A 17,138-nucleotide genomic window follows, 5' to 3' on the forward strand; every position below is an offset into this window, starting at 1 on the left:
GCAATGAGGTGTTCAAAGATAAGTCTCTTCTTTTTTTCTCATCCCAAAAATACGTTAATTGAATTTTATGCAATATTAGCGGGTTGGGCCCAATAAAATTAGGATTCTGCCTCAATTTATTAGTAGATTTGGTAGAACCAATTAACCCAAGCATGACCAGATTTTTATTTTCCCTCATTCTTTTCGTATCAATTTCCGTATCGGCACAACAACTAAAATCCCCTTCAGAATTTTTGGGGTACGAACTCGGAACACAGTTTACCCGTCATCACGAAGTGGTGGATTATTACGAGTATTTGGCTGAATCTGCCCCGGACAGGGTGCAGCTTACCGTTTATGGCAAGACCTACGAGCGCAGGCCTTTGATCTTGGCCTACGTCTCCTCCGCAGAAAACTTGGCCAACCTGGAAAGCATTAGGCAAGAGCACCTAAAAGATACCGAAGGAACGGGAAATGCATCCAAAGCCATTGTTTGGCTAAGCTATAATGTACACGGTAACGAAAGTGTGAGCACAGAGGCTTCCATGAAGACCATTTATGAACTTTTGACCAAAAAAAGTTCTTATCTGGAAAACACCGTGGTGATCATGGATCCGTGTATTAACCCGGATGGGCGCGACAGATACAGCAACTGGTACAATCAATATAAGAACAGCCCGTATCAAGTGGATCCCAACAGCAAGGAACACCACGAAGGTTGGTGGAGTGGACGGAGCAACCACTATATGTTCGACCTGAACCGTGACTGGGCGTGGCTTACCCAGGTAGAAAGCCAGCAACGGTTAAAAATGTTCAACCAATGGTTGCCCCACATCCATGTGGATTTCCATGAGCAGGGGGTGAACAATCCCTATTATTTTGCACCTGCGGCAGAACCCTATCACGAGGTGATCACCGATTTTCAGCGTGATTTTCAAGTAACCCTTGGTAGAAACCACGCCAAATATTTTGATGCCAACGGTTGGTTTTACTTCACCAAAGAGGTTTTTGACCTTTTGTACCCCAGCTATGGTGATACCTACCCCATTTACAACGGCTCTGTTGGAATGACCTACGAACAAGGTGGAAGTGGCAGAGCCGGGCTTGGGATTATCACTGCTATCGGTGACACCCTTACCTTAAAAGACCGAATCGCCCATCACTTTACAACGGGGCTCTCCACCGTGGAGGTATCTTCCCAGAATGCGGAGAAGTTAAATGATGAATTCAGGAAGTTCCATCAAAATAAGGATTTTAAGTACAAAAGTTATGTGCTAAAAGGTGACAAGGACAAATTGGATGCCCTTAAATCCCTTTTGGACAAACACAACATTGCATACGGCAATCTTTCCAGTGGTTCTTTCAGGGGACATCACTATACGACAGGCGAAAGTGGCAACCTGTCCATCAACAAAAATGGCATGGTAGTGTCCACCGACCAGCCCAAAGGCACCTTGGTAAAGGTATTGTTCGAGCCCAATGCCAAACTTTCGGATTCGTTGACCTACGATATCACCGCTTGGTCGCTGCCCTACGCGTATGGATTGGACGCCATTGCCTCCACGTCTATAATATCTTCCCAAAATACAGAAGAAGTTATGGTACCTTCAGGTATCAATAGCGGAAGCTATGCCTATCTGACCGATTGGAACAGCATGGACGACGCCCGATTTTTGGCGGCCCTACTAAACGAGGGAATAAGGGTTCGCAAAGCAGATCACCCTTTTAGTATCGAAGGTAAATCCTTTGCGCGTGGCACCTTGATCATCACCAAAGGTGATAACGAAAACAAGGAAGATTTTATCCAAACCCTGCAAACCATTGCTGCTAGATTTAAAAAGGAGATTACTTCCACAAGTACAGGTTTTGTGGATTCGGGGAAAGATTTTGGTTCCTCTTCCATTCAAATGATAAGCAAGCCAAAGATTGCCGTTTTATCCGGTGGCCCCACCTCAACACTACGATTCGGGGAAATTTGGCACTTTTTTGAGCAACAATTGCATTACCCGCTCACCGTGATTGATGATGACTATGCAAACCGGGTGGACTTGAACGAGTACAATATTTTGGTTTTGCCGGATGGGCGTTACGGCAACCATTTTAACGAAGATCAACTATCCAAACTAAAGAATTGGGTAAGACAAGGCGGAAAAATCATTGCCATGGGCGGGTCCATCGATGCCCTTGATGGTAAAAAGGGATTTGGGATCAAGAAAAAGAAAGTGGAAAAAGATTCCACCGAAAACACCCCCCAACCCTATAAAGATTGGGAGCGGGAACGCATCAAGGGAGCGATTACCGGCGCAATCTTTAAGACTAAGGTGGATAGCTCCAATCCATTGGCCTACGGCTATGGTTCCGATTATTTCTCTTTAAAGCTCGGAAGCAGTGCTTATGAATATCTGGACAACGGAAATGCCGTGTACCTCGAACAAAACACCAAACCCTTTTCTGGTTTTGCAGGTATAGAGGCACAGAAAAAGATTTCCGAATCCTTAATATTCGGGGTCGAAAACTTTGGTCGCGGCCATGTAATTTATTTGGTGGACAACCCCTTGTTCCGAGGATTTTGGGAAAACGGCAAGCTGTTTTTTGCCAATGCGCTCTTTATGGTAGACTAAAATTCCTACAAACTGATTATAAGTGGATTGTTCGGTTTTTTAACTAAAATGGCACGAAAATTTGTGCCCGAAATTTTGTATATTTAATAAAAAGTAACAAAGAAAAATTGCCGATATGTCGCTGAGAATCCCATCATTGATTTTAAACATAAAACACCATGCATTTTTGCTATTGGCACTATGCGCTATGGCACTGTTAAGTCCAAGAGAGGCCTTTGCTTTCCAACAAGATGGTGCAGAGGTCGATTTCAATGAATATAGTGGGGAGGTCAAGGAAGCATCGAGCAATAAATCTTTGGTTTTTGCCACACTTACCGTAGAAGGCACCAACATAAGTACCATTACCAATACAGAAGGAAACTTTCTTTTAAAAGTACCCAAAGAATACACCAACAAAAATGTGGTGGTTTCATTTTTGGGCTACAAAACCAAAAAGGTTCCCATTGCCAGCCTTGAACGCGAAAAAAACGAAATATCCCTAGAGGTGTCCGTTACAAGGCTTTCGGAAATCAATGTGAACGCCCCAAAAGATGCGTTGGCCTTGGTCAAGGAGACCCTAAAGAACAGGGATGAGAATTATTTTGAAGATCCTTCGTTAATGACGGCCTTTTATCGAGAAACCATAAAAAGACGAAGAAGGAACGTTTCTTTGGCTGAAGCGGTGGTCAATGTATACAAAACACCTTACAGTTCTACCCGGGACGATGCCGTTGAACTGTACAAGGCGAGAAAAAGCACCGATTACAGCAAGTTGGACACCGTAGCACTAAAACTTCAGGGAGGGCCTTACAACACCTTGTATGTAGATATGATGAAGTACCCGGAATATATATTCTCGGAAGCGTCCCTATCCAACTACAAATTTACCTTTGATCGCTCCACAATGACCAATGATAGGTTGATCTATGTCATCAAATTCAATCAGTATGAAGGTATTTTGGAGCCCTTATATCGCGGGGAACTGTACATCGATGTCGAGAATAAGATCTTAACAGGTGCCATTTTTTCATTGAACATTACAGATAGGAACAAAGCTGCCCAACTTTTTGTGCGCAGAAAGCCTGCAAAAGTGGATGTGTGGCCCACAGAGGTCTCTTACCGTGTTGATTACCGGGAAAAAGATGGAAAATGGCATTACGGCTATAGCAGCGTATTTATGGAGTTCAAAGTGGACTGGGCCGATAAATGGTTTAATTCGCAGTACAGCATGACGGCTGAAATGGCCATCACCGATTGGGAAAGAGTAAGCAAGACCGAAAGGCCCAGATATCGGCAACAAATCCGAAAGTCCATTATCCTAAGTGATGAGGCCTCCGGCTTCTCGGATCCTGATTTTTGGGGCGAATACAATATCATAGAACCCGAAAAATCCATCGAATCGGCCATCAGAAAAATCCAAAGACAATTACGAAGAGACGAAAGAAACAGTGATTAGTTGATGCTGTTCTTTTAAATTTTGTGCATTTTTATATTTGTATTGATAAATCAATCACCTCGGGGCAAGCCCATGAGGTATTCTAACCAAAAAAATTAATCCATTTCGACGTAGAACGTCGGGGAGTCAAACCCTCAAGGAGGGATTCAACAATGTTCAAAAGAAGAAGTTTTTTAAAATCGGCAACAGCTCTGGGAGCTGCAACCCTTTTACACCAAACCACTTGGGGCAATCAACCTTTCTCTGACCCCAAGCCCAAAATTAAACCCAAAAAATTAAAATTAGGGGATACCATTGGCCTTGTTGCCCCTGGATTTGCCATTGAACAGGAAGCACTCTACCTGGCTTTGGACACGCTGCAAAAAATGGGTTTCAAAACCTATCACACCGACCGTATAAAAGGTAATTACGGTTATTTCAGCGATACCGATGAAGAACGCGCAAAGGATGTGAACGAAATGTTTGCCAACCCGGATATTGATGCCATTCTCTGTGCCCGTGGTGGATATGGATGCACCCGTATTCTTGACTTATTGGATTATGGGGTCATCGAAAACAACCCAAAGGCGTTGATCGGTTTTAGCGACATCACCGCATTGATCAACACCATTTATAAAAAAACCGGTCTTATTGGTTTTCACGGACCTGTTGGAAAAACGCTGGATGATGAGTACAGTCAGGTTTACTTCAAAAAGGTATTGATGGAACCACAGCAAACACTGCCCATCAAAAATGCCATATTAAAAGACCCGAAACAATACCGCAACAGCGAATACTACCGATATACGATCACCGCTGGTATTGGCCAAGGCGAACTTGTAGGGGGTAGTTTAACCTTGGTGGCCGCCATGATAGGCACTCCTTATGAAATCGACTTTACGGACAAACTCGTACTATTGGAAGATGTGGAGGAAGCCCCGTACCGCATTGACCGTATGCTTACCCAACTTACCGATGTTGAAAGCTTTACCAAGGCCAAGGGAATCATTTTTGGTGTTTGCAAAGGGTGCGACCGTAAACGTACTACCGAAAACTTTACGTTAAGGGAAGTGATCATGGACAGGATTTCCCCATTGGGCATTCCCGCCGCCTATGGCATGAGCTTTGGGCACATACCACAAAACTCGACCCTCCCCATAGGCGTTGAGGCTTACTTTAATGCCTATAAAAAACAACTACGCCTACTGGAACCGGCGGTGGGTTAGCCCCCATGCCACCAGCTATCGCTTGGATGTTTTTAATTAAAAGGGCTTTCCCTTAACTGTGCACATAGAAAATACCAAGAGGTGCTGTTTCTTTAATATTCACACATTATCCTCATCAAAAAACAGTTCGGTCGATGCAAAGATTATGATCAAGCTTGCCCCCAGGCACTTTAATGTTTATGTCCTCCCCTAAAGCGCAACAACTTCCAGTTTATAAAATGGGCCGCAGCAACCATGATGGCCCCAGACACCATATGTACTACCTCCCAAGCTTCACTAAAATCCACCCTGCCCAGTGCTAATGTACCAAAACCAAGGGCGGCAATGAGCAAAGGCCTTGATTTACGATGTACTTTTTTATAGCTCGGCCAAAGGGAAACAAATACAAAGACAACACCAAGTCCGACAAACGACCATTCCATAAGTGGATTGTGTAAAAAATGTAGGCTGGACAAGGATGAGAATGATAGCAGAATGGGCGCAGCCGCGCAGTGAATGGCACAAATAAACGAGCTTGTAAGTGCAATGATGTCAAAAGTTTGGTTTTTTATCTTCATGAAGTTTGTTTTAAAATGATTCTTTCGAGAGTTCCATATTGGCCATGGCACCTGCCAAGTTGCCCGATGCCACAGCTTGGGCAACCGACCGCATGGAAATACAGTTATCCCCACAAGCAAACACTCCAGGCACAGTGGTCATCTGAAAATGATCCGTTTTAATAAAACCTTGTTCCGTAAGTTCGCAGCCCAGCGAATTGGGAATATCCGAACTTTGTTCAAATGGGACACCCGCATAAACGGCCGAAAAGGAAATTTTATCCCCATTATCAAGGACCACTTTATGGAGGTATCCATTTTTATGTTCCATTGCCATAACATTATGATGTACCATTTCAACACCATGCTTTTGAAGTGTTTTTAACTCTTCCTCGGTAAAATTTGACACATCTTGGCCTAGAATGGTAAGATCATCGGTAAGGTTGAGCAACAACGGAGCCAAATGAAATGCTTTCTCTGCCGGTGCCCATATCCCTGTTTTTTTACCGCGGTATTCATACCCATGGCAATAGGGACAATGTATCACGGAAATCCCCCAGCATTCTTGAAAACCCGGAATCTCAGGCATCAAATCCTTGATGCCCGTGGCCATAATCAATTTCTTTCCCTCAAAAACATCCCCAGTATCGGTACGGACAAGAAAACCACTTGTAGATGTACTTGCATTTAAGCAAAGCCTTTAAAAAACGTAACACTTTCATAGTCCTTAACCTGCCTTGTTGCGAGGTCGGCAATCTCCTTGGGAGGTTTGCCATCTTGTGTCAAAAAATTTTGGGAATGTGGAGTTTGCCTATTACATGGCTCGCCCCCATCAATAACCAAGGTTTGTTTTAACGACCTTCCGAGGGCCATAGCTGCCGAAAGCCCTGCATAACTTCCTCCTATAATGATAACATCGTATATCTTGTTTTTTTCCATATTGTGATTTGTAACGCTATAATATTTGTCAAACTTATGAATATTTTATATTATTGCAACAATGTCGCATTAATAATTTATGAAAAGAAGAAACACACCAACAAAACAAGCAATCTTGAATTTATTGTCCCAGAGTGGCAAGGCCATGAGCCATGATGCCATTGAGGACAAGATCGATATGGATATCAATAGGGCGACCATATACAGAATCTTAAACCGGTTTTGTGAGGATGGTCTGGTCCATAATATTGTAGCGGAGGATGGTAAACAGTATTTTGCAATCTGCATGGACTGTGATGGGAAGTCCTTGCCGGATAGCCACTTCCACTTTCGTTGCACCAGTTGCCAAACTATCGCCTGTTTAAAGGAAAAAGTGGATTTTTCGTTGCCTATGGGCTATAAGGTTGAAAGTGTCAACTGTGTTTTAACGGGTACCTGTGCGGATTGTTCTTAGTGTTGTAAAAGAGTATGTGGAGTACTGAAACCTAAGCCATAATTGACAATATACGGCTATCAAATCCATGAAGATCGGCTCATTCCATCTCAACAAAACGATACAAATCATCCGAAGCCTGCAAAACCTTTTCCTTTAACGATGGCATCGTATGTCTTATTCCTTCCCATATTGTTACCCTTCGTTTGCCCGAAGTGGAAGGTTATCGAGAGGGAGTGAAATCACAAAAGTTTTCATTTGAAAATGCCAAAGGGGGATTTATGGGTTTTTACTCCGAACATTACCAAGGATTTTTTACATATACCGATGGTTTTGTACATGTTCATTTTTTAATGAAGGACAAATCCTTTGTGGGGCACTTGGACAGGGTAACCACAGCGGCCAAAACCTATGGACTGTATTTGCCCGAAAAGAAAATAGAAACCTTATTTCTTCTTGGTTGTACTGAACCAGTAGCTTAAACCAACGGACCAGTAAAACACATTCTCCAAATCTTCTTTAAAGGTTTCTGTATCTGTGGTAAGGGTTGCAGGGGTCTGGGGAAATGCCCAAGTAGGTGTAAACGACAAAATAAATTGGTCCACACGATATTGAAAAGGAAAACTCAATTCCATATTTAGTATATTAAACTCGGATGCCTCTGCAATTTGAATCGTGGTAACTTCGGTCCCTGAATCTATGGATCCTCCCGGTCCACTTCCTTGCCCACTGCCAATGCCTTTTCTATTGCCCAATCTACTGGTTGTATAATATTCTTCATAAAAGTATTGGGAACCCGCAAATACCGAAAATCGGGGAGCAAACAATAAATGATCGTCAAATGCCCTAAAGGTATGATCGGCCATAAAGCCTAAAAAAATATCGGGTGAGCTATTCTTATTGAAATAGGAACTGGCATAAAGCGATAGTCCCAGCAATTTAAAATCGTAACTGATCAAACCCGTAATGTCCGCGACCACCTCGGATTGTACATTGTAACTATATTCATTGTAAAAATAAGCCGTTCCCGAAACACCTCCGCTCCAATTATTGGAATCAAACAAATACCCTCCAGTTAAATAAAAAAGATCCACGCGTTGCTCATCGGAACTTGTAAGATAGGATACAGTGGCATCAACAAACAGTCCCGATTTGTCATAATATCCAATGGAAGGCAATAGGTACGGAGCAGCTATGGAATCTCGCCTACCCATAAATACCGCATCGTTCATATAACTTACATCCATCAAAACATAGGAATCTTCGCTATCGGACTTTTCCTTATTGATCTTTTGGGCAAATGCACCTGCTATGGTACCCAAACATAATATTAAGCTTAAGAGTAAACACCGTTTCATGATAAATCATTTACAGATGGAACATAAGGGCTCAACCATACGGTGGTCAAGCCCTCGATACAGTACCTTCACATGACGCCCCCTTTTTTCTTAAGGGCTGATTTGTTCATGGATTTTTTAGACTTCATGTTTTTGATGGACTTCATATTCTTGTTTGCCATCATTTTACGATGCTTGTACATGTTTGTGAACTTTTCACCATTCAAATTCAAACATTCACCGTCTTGAAGCCTCAATTGCTGACGATTTTGATTCATGTAGGTACCGTCTGGGTCAACCGTGGTTCCATCTGCAAGCTCAAGCCGCTGCTGCAATCTGTTTTGTGATTGCGTCCTGATTTGATATACATCTCCATCAATGAGCATCAATTGATACCTGTTTTGGTTGCGTTGCTGGATCTGTGCATCGGTAAGTCCTTTATCCGCTTGCATCACTTTGTAACGATACTGATACTCATTGCGATATTTAATTCCATCACTATCCAAACATTCACCATCTTTTAACCTAAGTCTATCTCGATCTCGGGTAAAATAGGTTCCATTTGGGTTAACTACCGTTCCATCGTTCAACGTAATGGGGTCTTCCAAACGGATCTGGTCACGATCTCGAATTTGAAGTACATCGCCATCGACCAGCATTAAACGGTCTCGATCTTGATCGGGATCTTGGACTCTGTCCCTATCCCTGTCCTGTGCCATCAGTGTCATTGTTCCAAGAACAACGAACACCAACATTAAAATCTTTTTCATGGTACTCGTATTTATAAAGTTTATTGGAACCAAAGTATGGCCACTGCTACAAGAACACAATGATCCTGATCATCAAAACACTGAAAAACAATTATTTAGAGTGATTTACTTGTGACTAAAGTCACATAATACGAAGAAAAATTGTCTTTACTCCTGATTTACAAAACGATACAAATCATCCGAAGCCTGCAAAAGCTTGCCCTTTAATGATGGCTCCATATCAGGATGCTGTGATAAATACGTTTCGACCATCCCATAGGCCTTATCGGATTGATATTGCCCTACAGTGGATGTAAGCCATCGCTTGGGAAAAAAAATATCCCCTGTTTTTTGTATTTCTTCGAGCAGTTCCAAAGCCAAGGGCAAATGTTTGATCGCTGTTTTTTGACGTAGCGGATGATGTATAAAAGCACATGCCGTGCCCACCCAAGATTCCTTTTCACGGTTTTGGGCTTCTTTGAGCGACTCAAAAAAGGCATCCCGCACGGCGACATCCGATGAAAGAGCTGGCAATAAAAACTCAAAACGTTTCACTTTATCCGGATTTTTCAACTGCGCTTTGGCCTTTTCCAATAGGGTCGCTGCTTTATCGTGTCCATAAAGCGCAAGGGACATGGCCATGTCGGTATAATCATCCTGATTTAACTTTAAGTCGGGAATCTTAAGGTTTTTGTTCCAAATTTGGTAAAGCCTCTCTTTGGCATTGTCCGAATAGGCCAATCCCTTCCAAAGTCCAAATAGGTTCTTTTTAATATTGGGCTTGTACCTATCATCAAGAAGTTCCTTCCAGAGCAGTTCCTCCACCAAAGGTTGTTTTTTTGTTCGCTGCTCCCCGTCAAAGAAACTCCAAAATATCGCGTTCGCCTGTCCACATACCATTCCATGCACAAACTCATTCTGTTCATTGAGAATGCCTTCCATATATAGATCAAAGGCTTCAAGAGGTGATATATTCCCAGACAATGCATTTTCGTATGTATTTAAATAGGCATACCCACGGGCTACTTCGTCCTTCAATTGTGGAATAATAGGCAAATCCGAAGTGTCCAAAGGAAAAACACCATATCCAAAAGCATTGGAATTATAAATGATAGCCCGGGGTTTCGGCAATCCTATGGCCAACTTCACATCCACACTACTTCCAGAAATCGTAACAGGGATAATTCGTGCGCTATCTGGATACACCAAGGTTACCTCGAAAGACTGGGGCCATAGCTTGTCGCTCCCATCTTCGGCGTGCTGGGAAATGGTAAAGCTTGTTATTTTTCCTTCTTCATAATTGATTTCTTCCGTTAATACAGGCCTACCGGATTGGTTTACCCATACTTCGCTCCACTGTTTCAAATCTTTGGGTGTACGTTTATCCAAAATTTCCACCAAATCATTCCAAGTGGCATTGTTGTAGGCGTAGGTTAAAATATATTCCCGTATGCCATCGCGAAAGGCCTTCTCCCCTATAGTCGCTTCCAATTGGCGCATCATAATGGGGGCCTTGTTATAAATGATTCCCCCATACAGGCTACCGGCATTTTTTAAGTTATCCAGTTGTTGACGTATGGGATTGGTGCCACGGGTTCTATCCTCTCCGTAAGCGCTCCGGTAATGGGAAATCATGAATTGCAGCTTATGATTGATATCGGGAAAAGTGGGGTTTATGATTTTATCGGCCATAAAATTGGCGAACACTTCTTTCATCCAAACATCGTTGAACCAGTCCATCGTCACCATGTCCCCAAACCACATATGTGAAGTTTCATGGGCAATCAATTTGGCACTTCCCATTCTGCGACGCTCCGTGGCGCTCTCATCCAAAAAAATAGAGGATTGCCGATATTGAATGGCCCCCACATGTTCCATTCCGCCATACTGGAACCCGGGAATGGCTGCAAAATCCAATTTTTGAAAAGGGAACTCATAACGCGTATAATCCTTTAAAAAATCTATGGATCGTTGATGTAAATCAAAAATGGTCGGAATGCTATGTTCTATCTTGATCGAGTCTGTTTCCCGGTATAAAAGTGTCATATCAAACATCCCTGGATTCTCTGTAACTGACTCGAACTTTCCGGCGACCATGGAGAACAGGTAGGTGCTCATGGCGTCGCTCTCATCAAAACTATAGTGGACCTTGTCCCCTTTCTGGGTACTTTTCACCAAAGGTGCGCCACATAATACCTTCCATCCTTCGGGAGCAGTAACATCTAAAAGATAACGTGCTTTTATGTTGGGCTGGTCAAAACAGGGAAACAGCGTACTTGCACGGTCAGGAACAAGAAGCGTATACAGAAAGTCCTCGTTGCGGTTTAGGGACAATTCGCCGGCATTAAAAACAATTTCAATGGTGTTTGGACCTTCCTCAAGGTTCTTAGAAATAATGATGTGCTCTTTTTGATGGTTGATTTCCTGCGCTTCGCCATTGACACTGATGCTTTTTAACAAGGAACTGGCTGCGTTAAAATCGAGGTATAGGGGGTGGGAAAGGTCGTTGATTTCCAAATCCAACTTTAACCTGGAAGGAATGGGCTCCTGCTTTTTGGAGGGAATATCGAAAGATAGATTGTATACCACATCGGATACCTGCTCTTTTCTATATGCTGCCATTTTTAAGGGAATACCTTCCTCCAATAAGTCAACCTTTGGAGCAGTATTGCAGGCTGCGTTGAGTATTAATAAACAAATGGAGAACGCAATGTTCTTTTTCATAATGGATTGATTGGAAGGTATAAGGTACCAATTTTACACAACCCAATCAATGAAAATCATTTTGATGCCTGTATTGCTTATAGTTTTACCCTCGTACCACAAAATTTATCGTATCAACACCCGTATTTCCCGTTTTGGAATTATAGGCATACACTGTAATTTGGTAATATCCTGCTTCCGTTAGCTTTAGGGTTCCTTCAAAGGTGTTTTGGCTCGGATTGTCCAATACTGTTTCGCCAAAAGATTCCCCATCTTTTTGCACCAAAGCCTTGACCTCCATAAGATTGGAGTCCCAAATACCTTCTTTATCAATCGGGCAGCCGCACATCATCACAATGTTGGCCGTGATCTTTATACCAGATGCGGAAATCGATTCCAAAGAAATATATTGATGCGTGTTGGGTTCCAATATATCAATTACAAAGCCGGGAATTTCCAAAACTACGCCATCGCCTAAAATATCCTTTCCGGGGATTAGCCATAGTTCGGTACTGGCATGTATCCGTGCATTTTTTTTGTTGACCGGAGAAAGCACCTCCACGCGAACAAAAGTAGGCTCGTCAATGTCTACAACGGCCAAAAACCCAGCAGTTTTGTCGTCACTAAGTTGCGTGTAGCGCTCATGGGGACTTTTCATGATAAGATTTGTGTTCCCAGTAGCACCAACCGTGTTTCCTTCCGCTAAAATTTCGCCGTTCCGGGTATTGCGCACAATAACATGTGCCCCACCAATGGAACTTCCCACAAACTTGGCGTCTTTTGCTTTTGCCCGGACCATAAGTTTGGTTTCTGTGGCAAACGCATTGATACAAATTGAAAGTAGGGCTAAAACAAGGATTGATTTCTTCATTGCTGTTTTTTTTACAATCCTAAAATTACTGCTTTTTGCAGCGTTTCACCTCAAATCCATCAGGATTTTCTTTGGGAGTTCAATCGTTGAAGTTCTTTATCCGCTGCTTCGATCAAGTTCTTAAAATAATCGGAATCCTTTTTTGGGCAGGATTGCTCCAAATGATACCTGGAACTTTCGATGAGTCTTTGGCAATAGGATATTTGCTCTTTTAACGGACATTTACATATGGTTTGGCCATAAAGATGGTCCAATTGGTGCAATGAGGGCTTGGGGGAACTATTTTTAAAAAACTTGAACATATAAACAAACGGTAACCAGATTCTCTGAAAGGTTATCAAAAACCAAGCCAGAATATTTGGTTTAAGACTCCTCTACCCGAAGCATAAACCCGCGACGGCTCACGTTTACTATACTCAGTTTGGGGTCTTGGCCAAGATGTTTTCGTAAATGTGATATAAAAACATTAAGGCTTTTTTTGTTGAAATAGTCGTTTTTGTCCCAAACCGTGGTCAAAATTTCCTTATGGGTGCACAATTGGTTTTTGTTTTTGGCCAGCAAGGCCAATAGGTCAAACTCCTTGCCCGTTAATTTTATCGGTTTTCCTTTATAGTTGAGCTCAAAATTGTCCATATTGAGGACATAATCCCCGATTTCGTACTGCGATACCTGGTCTTCTTGCGCCGCATCGCTGACCAATCTGGACAACAAGGCATTGATACGGACCACCAGCTCCTCCTCATCAATCGGCTTCTTTAAATAGTCGACCGCACCTAAGGAAAACCCTTTTAAAACATCTATTTTGAGCGAACGGGCCGTTAAAAAGATAAATGGCAGCTCTGCATTGATCGCCTTTATTTTCTGGGAAAGTTCAAATCCGTCCATATCGGGAAGCATCACATCCAAAATGGCCAGGTCGAACACATTGCTTTTTGTTTTGATTATGGCCTCCGAAGCATCCTTGGCCCAAGTGACCGAAAAACCCTTCATTCCCAGATATTCCGAGAGCAAATACCCCAAGGAATTATCATCTTCTACCAAAATCAATTTGTACATTTTATCCATTTTTGGTCAATTTAAGGGATAGCATAAAAGTAGTTCCTTCTCCCAATTCACTTTTCACCGAAATTCTGCCACGGTGCATTTTAATGATCTTTTGCACATAGTACAATCCCAGACCATAGCCTTTTACCTTGTGCACATCCCCGTTCTTCACCCTATAATATTTGCTGAAAATTTTTTTGATGTCCTCCTTGGCAATACCCTGGCCGTTGTCCGAAATATGAACGAGCAGCCATCCTTTTTGGGTTTGGGCGGTCAGTGTTACCTTGGGATCGTCCGAATACTTCCGTGCATTCTCCAACAAATTACCGATTACGTTTTCCAAATGAAACTTTTCGGCCCGAATGTTATATGGGCCCTCCCCCAGTTCGTACTCGAATGCAATGGCCTCATGTTGCGCAAGTATGGCAAAACCTTCGCAAATTCGCTTTAAATCCGGTCTAAAATCAAATGTTTGAAACCGCAACAGTTTTTTTCCCGATTCCATACTGGCCAGCTCCAACACCTTTTCGATATGCTTTTTTAATCTATCCGACTCGGTGCGAATGAGCTGCACCACGGCTTTTTTATTGTCTGGAACATCTTTTTCCAAAATCTTGGTGGCCAATCCTATGGAAAAAACCGGGGTTTTTAGTTCATGTGTCAGGTTATTGATGAAATCGTTGGTAGTTGTATTGATGCTTCGCTGCAAGTAAAATGATCGGAGTACCCATACAACGACGATGACGATCATCAAAAGAAATAACAGCCCTGGAATGATCAACCCCCGTATTTGTCCCAAGAAATACTTGTTCAAATCTTCAAAACCGATTTCCAGAATCACCTCCTTTTTTAAAAGTTCCGGCAAATACCCCTCAATTTCAATAGGGTAGGTCAATTTGTCCTCGGCCTTAAGGTGCGACCTGACAGAACTTAAATAGGTTATGGAATCCCGGGAGTACAGGGTATAGGAAAAAGGCGCATCAATTCCGGAAACGTTCAACTGATACGATATATAGTCGTTTAAATAGTATTGGGATGCCTTTTCAAGGCTGTCCAGCCCTATCCTTAGCTCGGAGGTATCTTTTCGTATGGTATTGCCAAGGGTGTAGGTCAGGGAGTTTACCTCGGCCAATTCACTGGTAATGTTCTGCCTTGCCTTATCTATTTTATCTGAAAATTGGGCCCGTGCCAAGCCGAGTCCCACGCGCAAATATTGGTACTGCACCACCAAAAGGCCAATTACGGCAATCACAAAAACAAGTACATACAGGTTTCTCTTGGTCAGCATATTGCTAAATAAACAAAAAATAACCAGCTAATTACCCAATGGTTAACCCTATTAATCTTTCATTAACCTTTTTGATCTTTTGTTAACCCCTGGACATCGGAACAAGGCTTATCTTAGCACTTGAGTTTAGTTAGATAAAAAATAGTAGCGAATCTATCAGGCCGACCTTTAAAAGGGTCGGTTTTTGTTTTTATAGTAGTCGCTCTCCCCTATTTTGACATTAAGTCAACATATCCATTATCTTAGCAGTCCAAATTTTAATCATGTTCAGTTTTTTTCAGAAGAAAGAATTTTTGGCAGACCATTTGCATGGGTTGGTGGATATCCACAATCACATACTTCCAGGTATTGACGATGGGGCCAAGACGGTGGATGATTCCATGGATTTGATCAATGGCCTATCCGAATTTGGTATGACCCATTTTATTTGCACCCCCCACATCATGCACAATTTTTACGACAACACCCCTGGAACCATTAAAAAAGCCTACGACCAGCTTTCGAGGGAATTGGCCAACAAGGGGTTGTCCAACCTCAATATCAATTGTGCTGCAGAACACATGATCGACGATAATTTTGAGGGCATTTTGGAAAAAGAAGAGGTGATGCCCTTGAGCAAACAATATTTGCTGATCGAAATGTCCTACCTGCAACCTTCCTTTAATTTTGATATTGCTGTTGAAAAAATTGCAAAGCGCCAATATTTTCCAATTTTGGCACACCCGGAGCGATATATGTATTTTCACCAGAAGTATGGGAAATATCCATCCATGAAATCCAATGGGATATTGTTCCAGCTCAACCTGCTTTCCCTTGGCCCAGAGGCTTATGGTACAGGGGTTCAAAAAATGGCCGAAAAACTGCTTAGCGACAAGCTTATTGATTTTGTTGGAACGGATATTCACAACAGTAGACAGCTTTCCCTGTTGAAAAACATCAAACTTTCCAAAAAAGTGCTGAACCAATTACTTCCTGTTATGGAAAATACGATCCAGTCTTTCTATTAATTATGAAATGTACCGTAGGCCGTATTTATTCTTATTGAGTTTGGCCATATTGCTTTACTGGTTGTCACTCCCCATAAAAAGACCGTATTTTGACAGGATTAGATCCATAGGCATACATCCACAGGGAATTCGCAAAAATTCTTATCATTTAGTCTCAAAAAGCCAACCCTTTTTCCTGTAGAAAAACTATTTTGGAAAAAGGGTTAGAACTAAGCTTAGTTACTGGTTTAATAAAATTCCAGTTAAAACTGGTACCGGTTATTTTCTTATAATCAATTGTTTGAAATAGGTCTCCCCATCATAAGTCAAGATACCAAGATGATACACCCCTGACTGTAAACTATTTACAGGCAGTTTATAATCATTCCTGCCATCCCTAAAATCTGAAGGGTTGAAGGACCTTACCAATTGTCCGGTAGCATCAAATATTCTAATTCCTTTCAGGTCTGGGTTGACTGAATTAGTCGATAGAGTGATCTCTGTTGTCCCAGGGTTTGGGAACAATATAATTTCAAAAGGCATGACCTTATTTTCTACTTTGAATTGTGATTCAGATTCCACTAGTGCATTATCCATATCAGAAGAACTTTGTTTACCTGTTAAACCAGAAACTATGGAAAAGTTCACGCTCAAGGGTTGGCCCATGACCCCGCTGCTCGAACTACTGCCGTTGTAGGCCGTGGCCGTAAGGGTATAGTTCCCCAACGGAAGGTCCCTCTCGTTGTAATCGCCCGATAGGTCGCCGAACAACGCGTAGGGCGCTACGCCCTCCCGCTGGGTGGACGAAACAGGGCCCGTAAGTTCCAGAAGTACGCTGCCCGGTCCACCGAGTGTGTTCGCCCTGATGTTAAGGGACTGTCCGCCGGACGGCCCAAGGTCGATCTGCTGGCCATCCACCAAGTTGAACAGGTCCGTGTCCGTTGAGGCATCCACCAAGGTAAGGCCCACAACGCCTTCGGTAAGGGGCCCCGATACATTTATGGCCACAAAA

Annotated in this window: 17 protein-coding genes; 6 read left to right on the top strand and 11 right to left on the bottom strand. The window is 42.5% G+C overall.

Going from position 1 to position 17,138, the window contains the following annotated elements; genetic code table 11:
* The first annotated feature begins 152 nt into the window (after positions 1–152).
* From GO009_RS07760 to GO009_RS07770, 3 genes are all read left to right on the top strand, one after another.
* Positions 153–2,600 carry a M14 family metallopeptidase gene (locus GO009_RS07760; RefSeq protein ID WP_163625632.1) on the top strand — a complete coding sequence of 816 codons (2,448 nt, stop codon included), beginning with the start codon at positions 153–155 and terminating at the stop codon, positions 2,598–2,600.
* A gap of 115 nt (positions 2,601–2,715) precedes the next feature.
* Complete coding sequence (locus tag GO009_RS07765) at positions 2,716–4,035, top strand: carboxypeptidase-like regulatory domain-containing protein (RefSeq protein WP_163625633.1); 1,320 nt, start codon at positions 2,716–2,718, stop codon at positions 4,033–4,035.
* Between the two features lie 152 nt (positions 4,036–4,187).
* Positions 4,188–5,240, top strand: a complete 1,053-nt coding sequence (locus GO009_RS07770) for an LD-carboxypeptidase (protein WP_163625634.1) — start codon at positions 4,188–4,190, stop codon at positions 5,238–5,240.
* 170 nt (positions 5,241–5,410) lie between these two features.
* Here GO009_RS07770 and GO009_RS07775 read toward each other — a convergent pair whose 3' ends face one another.
* From GO009_RS07775 to GO009_RS17840, 3 genes are all read right to left on the bottom strand, one after another.
* Positions 5,411–5,797 carry a MerC domain-containing protein gene (locus GO009_RS07775; protein ID WP_163625635.1) on the bottom strand — a complete coding sequence of 129 codons (387 nt, stop codon included), beginning with the start codon at positions 5,795–5,797 and terminating at the stop codon, positions 5,411–5,413.
* A gap of 10 nt (positions 5,798–5,807) precedes the next feature.
* Positions 5,808–6,389, bottom strand: coding sequence for an NAD(P)/FAD-dependent oxidoreductase (locus GO009_RS17835; protein WP_306770394.1), 582 nt, complete (start codon positions 6,387–6,389; stop codon positions 5,808–5,810).
* 74 nt (positions 6,390–6,463) lie between these two features.
* Complete coding sequence (locus tag GO009_RS17840; RefSeq protein ID WP_306770395.1) at positions 6,464–6,715, bottom strand: FAD-dependent oxidoreductase; 252 nt, start codon at positions 6,713–6,715, stop codon at positions 6,464–6,466.
* 79 nt (positions 6,716–6,794) lie between these two features.
* On the opposite strand from GO009_RS17840, the gene GO009_RS07785 reads away from it, so the two are divergent.
* On the top strand, positions 6,795–7,169 hold the full coding sequence (locus GO009_RS07785; RefSeq protein ID WP_163625636.1) for a Fur family transcriptional regulator: 375 nt from the start codon (positions 6,795–6,797) through the stop codon (positions 7,167–7,169).
* A 215-nt stretch (positions 7,170–7,384) separates the two neighbouring features.
* Positions 7,385–7,630, top strand: a complete 246-nt coding sequence (locus GO009_RS07790) for an acetolactate decarboxylase (protein ID WP_163625637.1) — start codon at positions 7,385–7,387, stop codon at positions 7,628–7,630.
* Here GO009_RS07790 and GO009_RS07795 read toward each other — a convergent pair.
* The 7 genes from GO009_RS07795 to GO009_RS07825 form a co-directional block, all read right to left on the bottom strand.
* The gene (locus GO009_RS07795) at positions 7,595–8,506 is read right to left on the bottom strand and encodes a hypothetical protein (RefSeq protein ID WP_163625638.1); all 912 of its coding nucleotides are present in this window, start codon (positions 8,504–8,506) and stop codon (positions 7,595–7,597) included. The genes GO009_RS07790 and GO009_RS07795 overlap by 36 nt on opposite strands.
* A gap of 68 nt (positions 8,507–8,574) precedes the next feature.
* A complete protein-coding gene (locus tag GO009_RS07800; protein WP_163625639.1) occupies positions 8,575–9,255 on the bottom strand; it encodes a DUF6799 domain-containing protein in 681 nt (226 codons plus the stop codon).
* A 147-nt stretch (positions 9,256–9,402) separates the two neighbouring features.
* Positions 9,403–11,958, bottom strand: a complete 2,556-nt coding sequence (locus tag GO009_RS07805; RefSeq protein ID WP_163625640.1) for a M1 family aminopeptidase — start codon at positions 11,956–11,958, stop codon at positions 9,403–9,405.
* An 85-nt stretch (positions 11,959–12,043) separates the two neighbouring features.
* Positions 12,044–12,808, bottom strand: coding sequence for a hypothetical protein (locus GO009_RS07810; protein WP_163625641.1), 765 nt, complete (start codon positions 12,806–12,808; stop codon positions 12,044–12,046).
* Positions 12,809–12,867: 59 nt separating this feature from the next.
* Positions 12,868–13,110 carry a hypothetical protein gene (locus GO009_RS07815; RefSeq protein ID WP_163625642.1) on the bottom strand — a complete coding sequence of 81 codons (243 nt, stop codon included), beginning with the start codon at positions 13,108–13,110 and terminating at the stop codon, positions 12,868–12,870.
* Between the two features lie 61 nt (positions 13,111–13,171).
* The gene (locus tag GO009_RS07820) at positions 13,172–13,864 is read right to left on the bottom strand and encodes a response regulator transcription factor (protein ID WP_306770396.1); all 693 of its coding nucleotides are present in this window, start codon (positions 13,862–13,864) and stop codon (positions 13,172–13,174) included.
* Position 13,865: 1 nt separating this feature from the next.
* Positions 13,866–15,140: a cell wall metabolism sensor histidine kinase WalK gene (locus GO009_RS07825; protein WP_163625644.1), complete on the bottom strand. Its 1,275-nt coding sequence runs from the start codon at positions 15,138–15,140 to the stop codon at positions 13,866–13,868.
* A 263-nt stretch (positions 15,141–15,403) separates the two neighbouring features.
* On the opposite strand from GO009_RS07825, the gene GO009_RS07830 reads away from it, so the two are divergent.
* Positions 15,404–16,147, top strand: coding sequence for a tyrosine-protein phosphatase (locus GO009_RS07830; protein WP_163625645.1), 744 nt, complete (start codon positions 15,404–15,406; stop codon positions 16,145–16,147).
* A gap of 258 nt (positions 16,148–16,405) precedes the next feature.
* Here the strand turns inward: GO009_RS07830 and GO009_RS07835 are convergent.
* Positions 16,406–17,138: T9SS type A sorting domain-containing protein (locus GO009_RS07835; protein ID WP_163625646.1), on the bottom strand; the 733-nt coding region annotated here is incomplete at its 5' end.

Source organism: Allomuricauda sp. TY007 (genome assembly GCF_010468565.1).
Lineage (GTDB): Bacteria > Bacteroidota > Bacteroidia > Flavobacteriales > Flavobacteriaceae > Flagellimonas.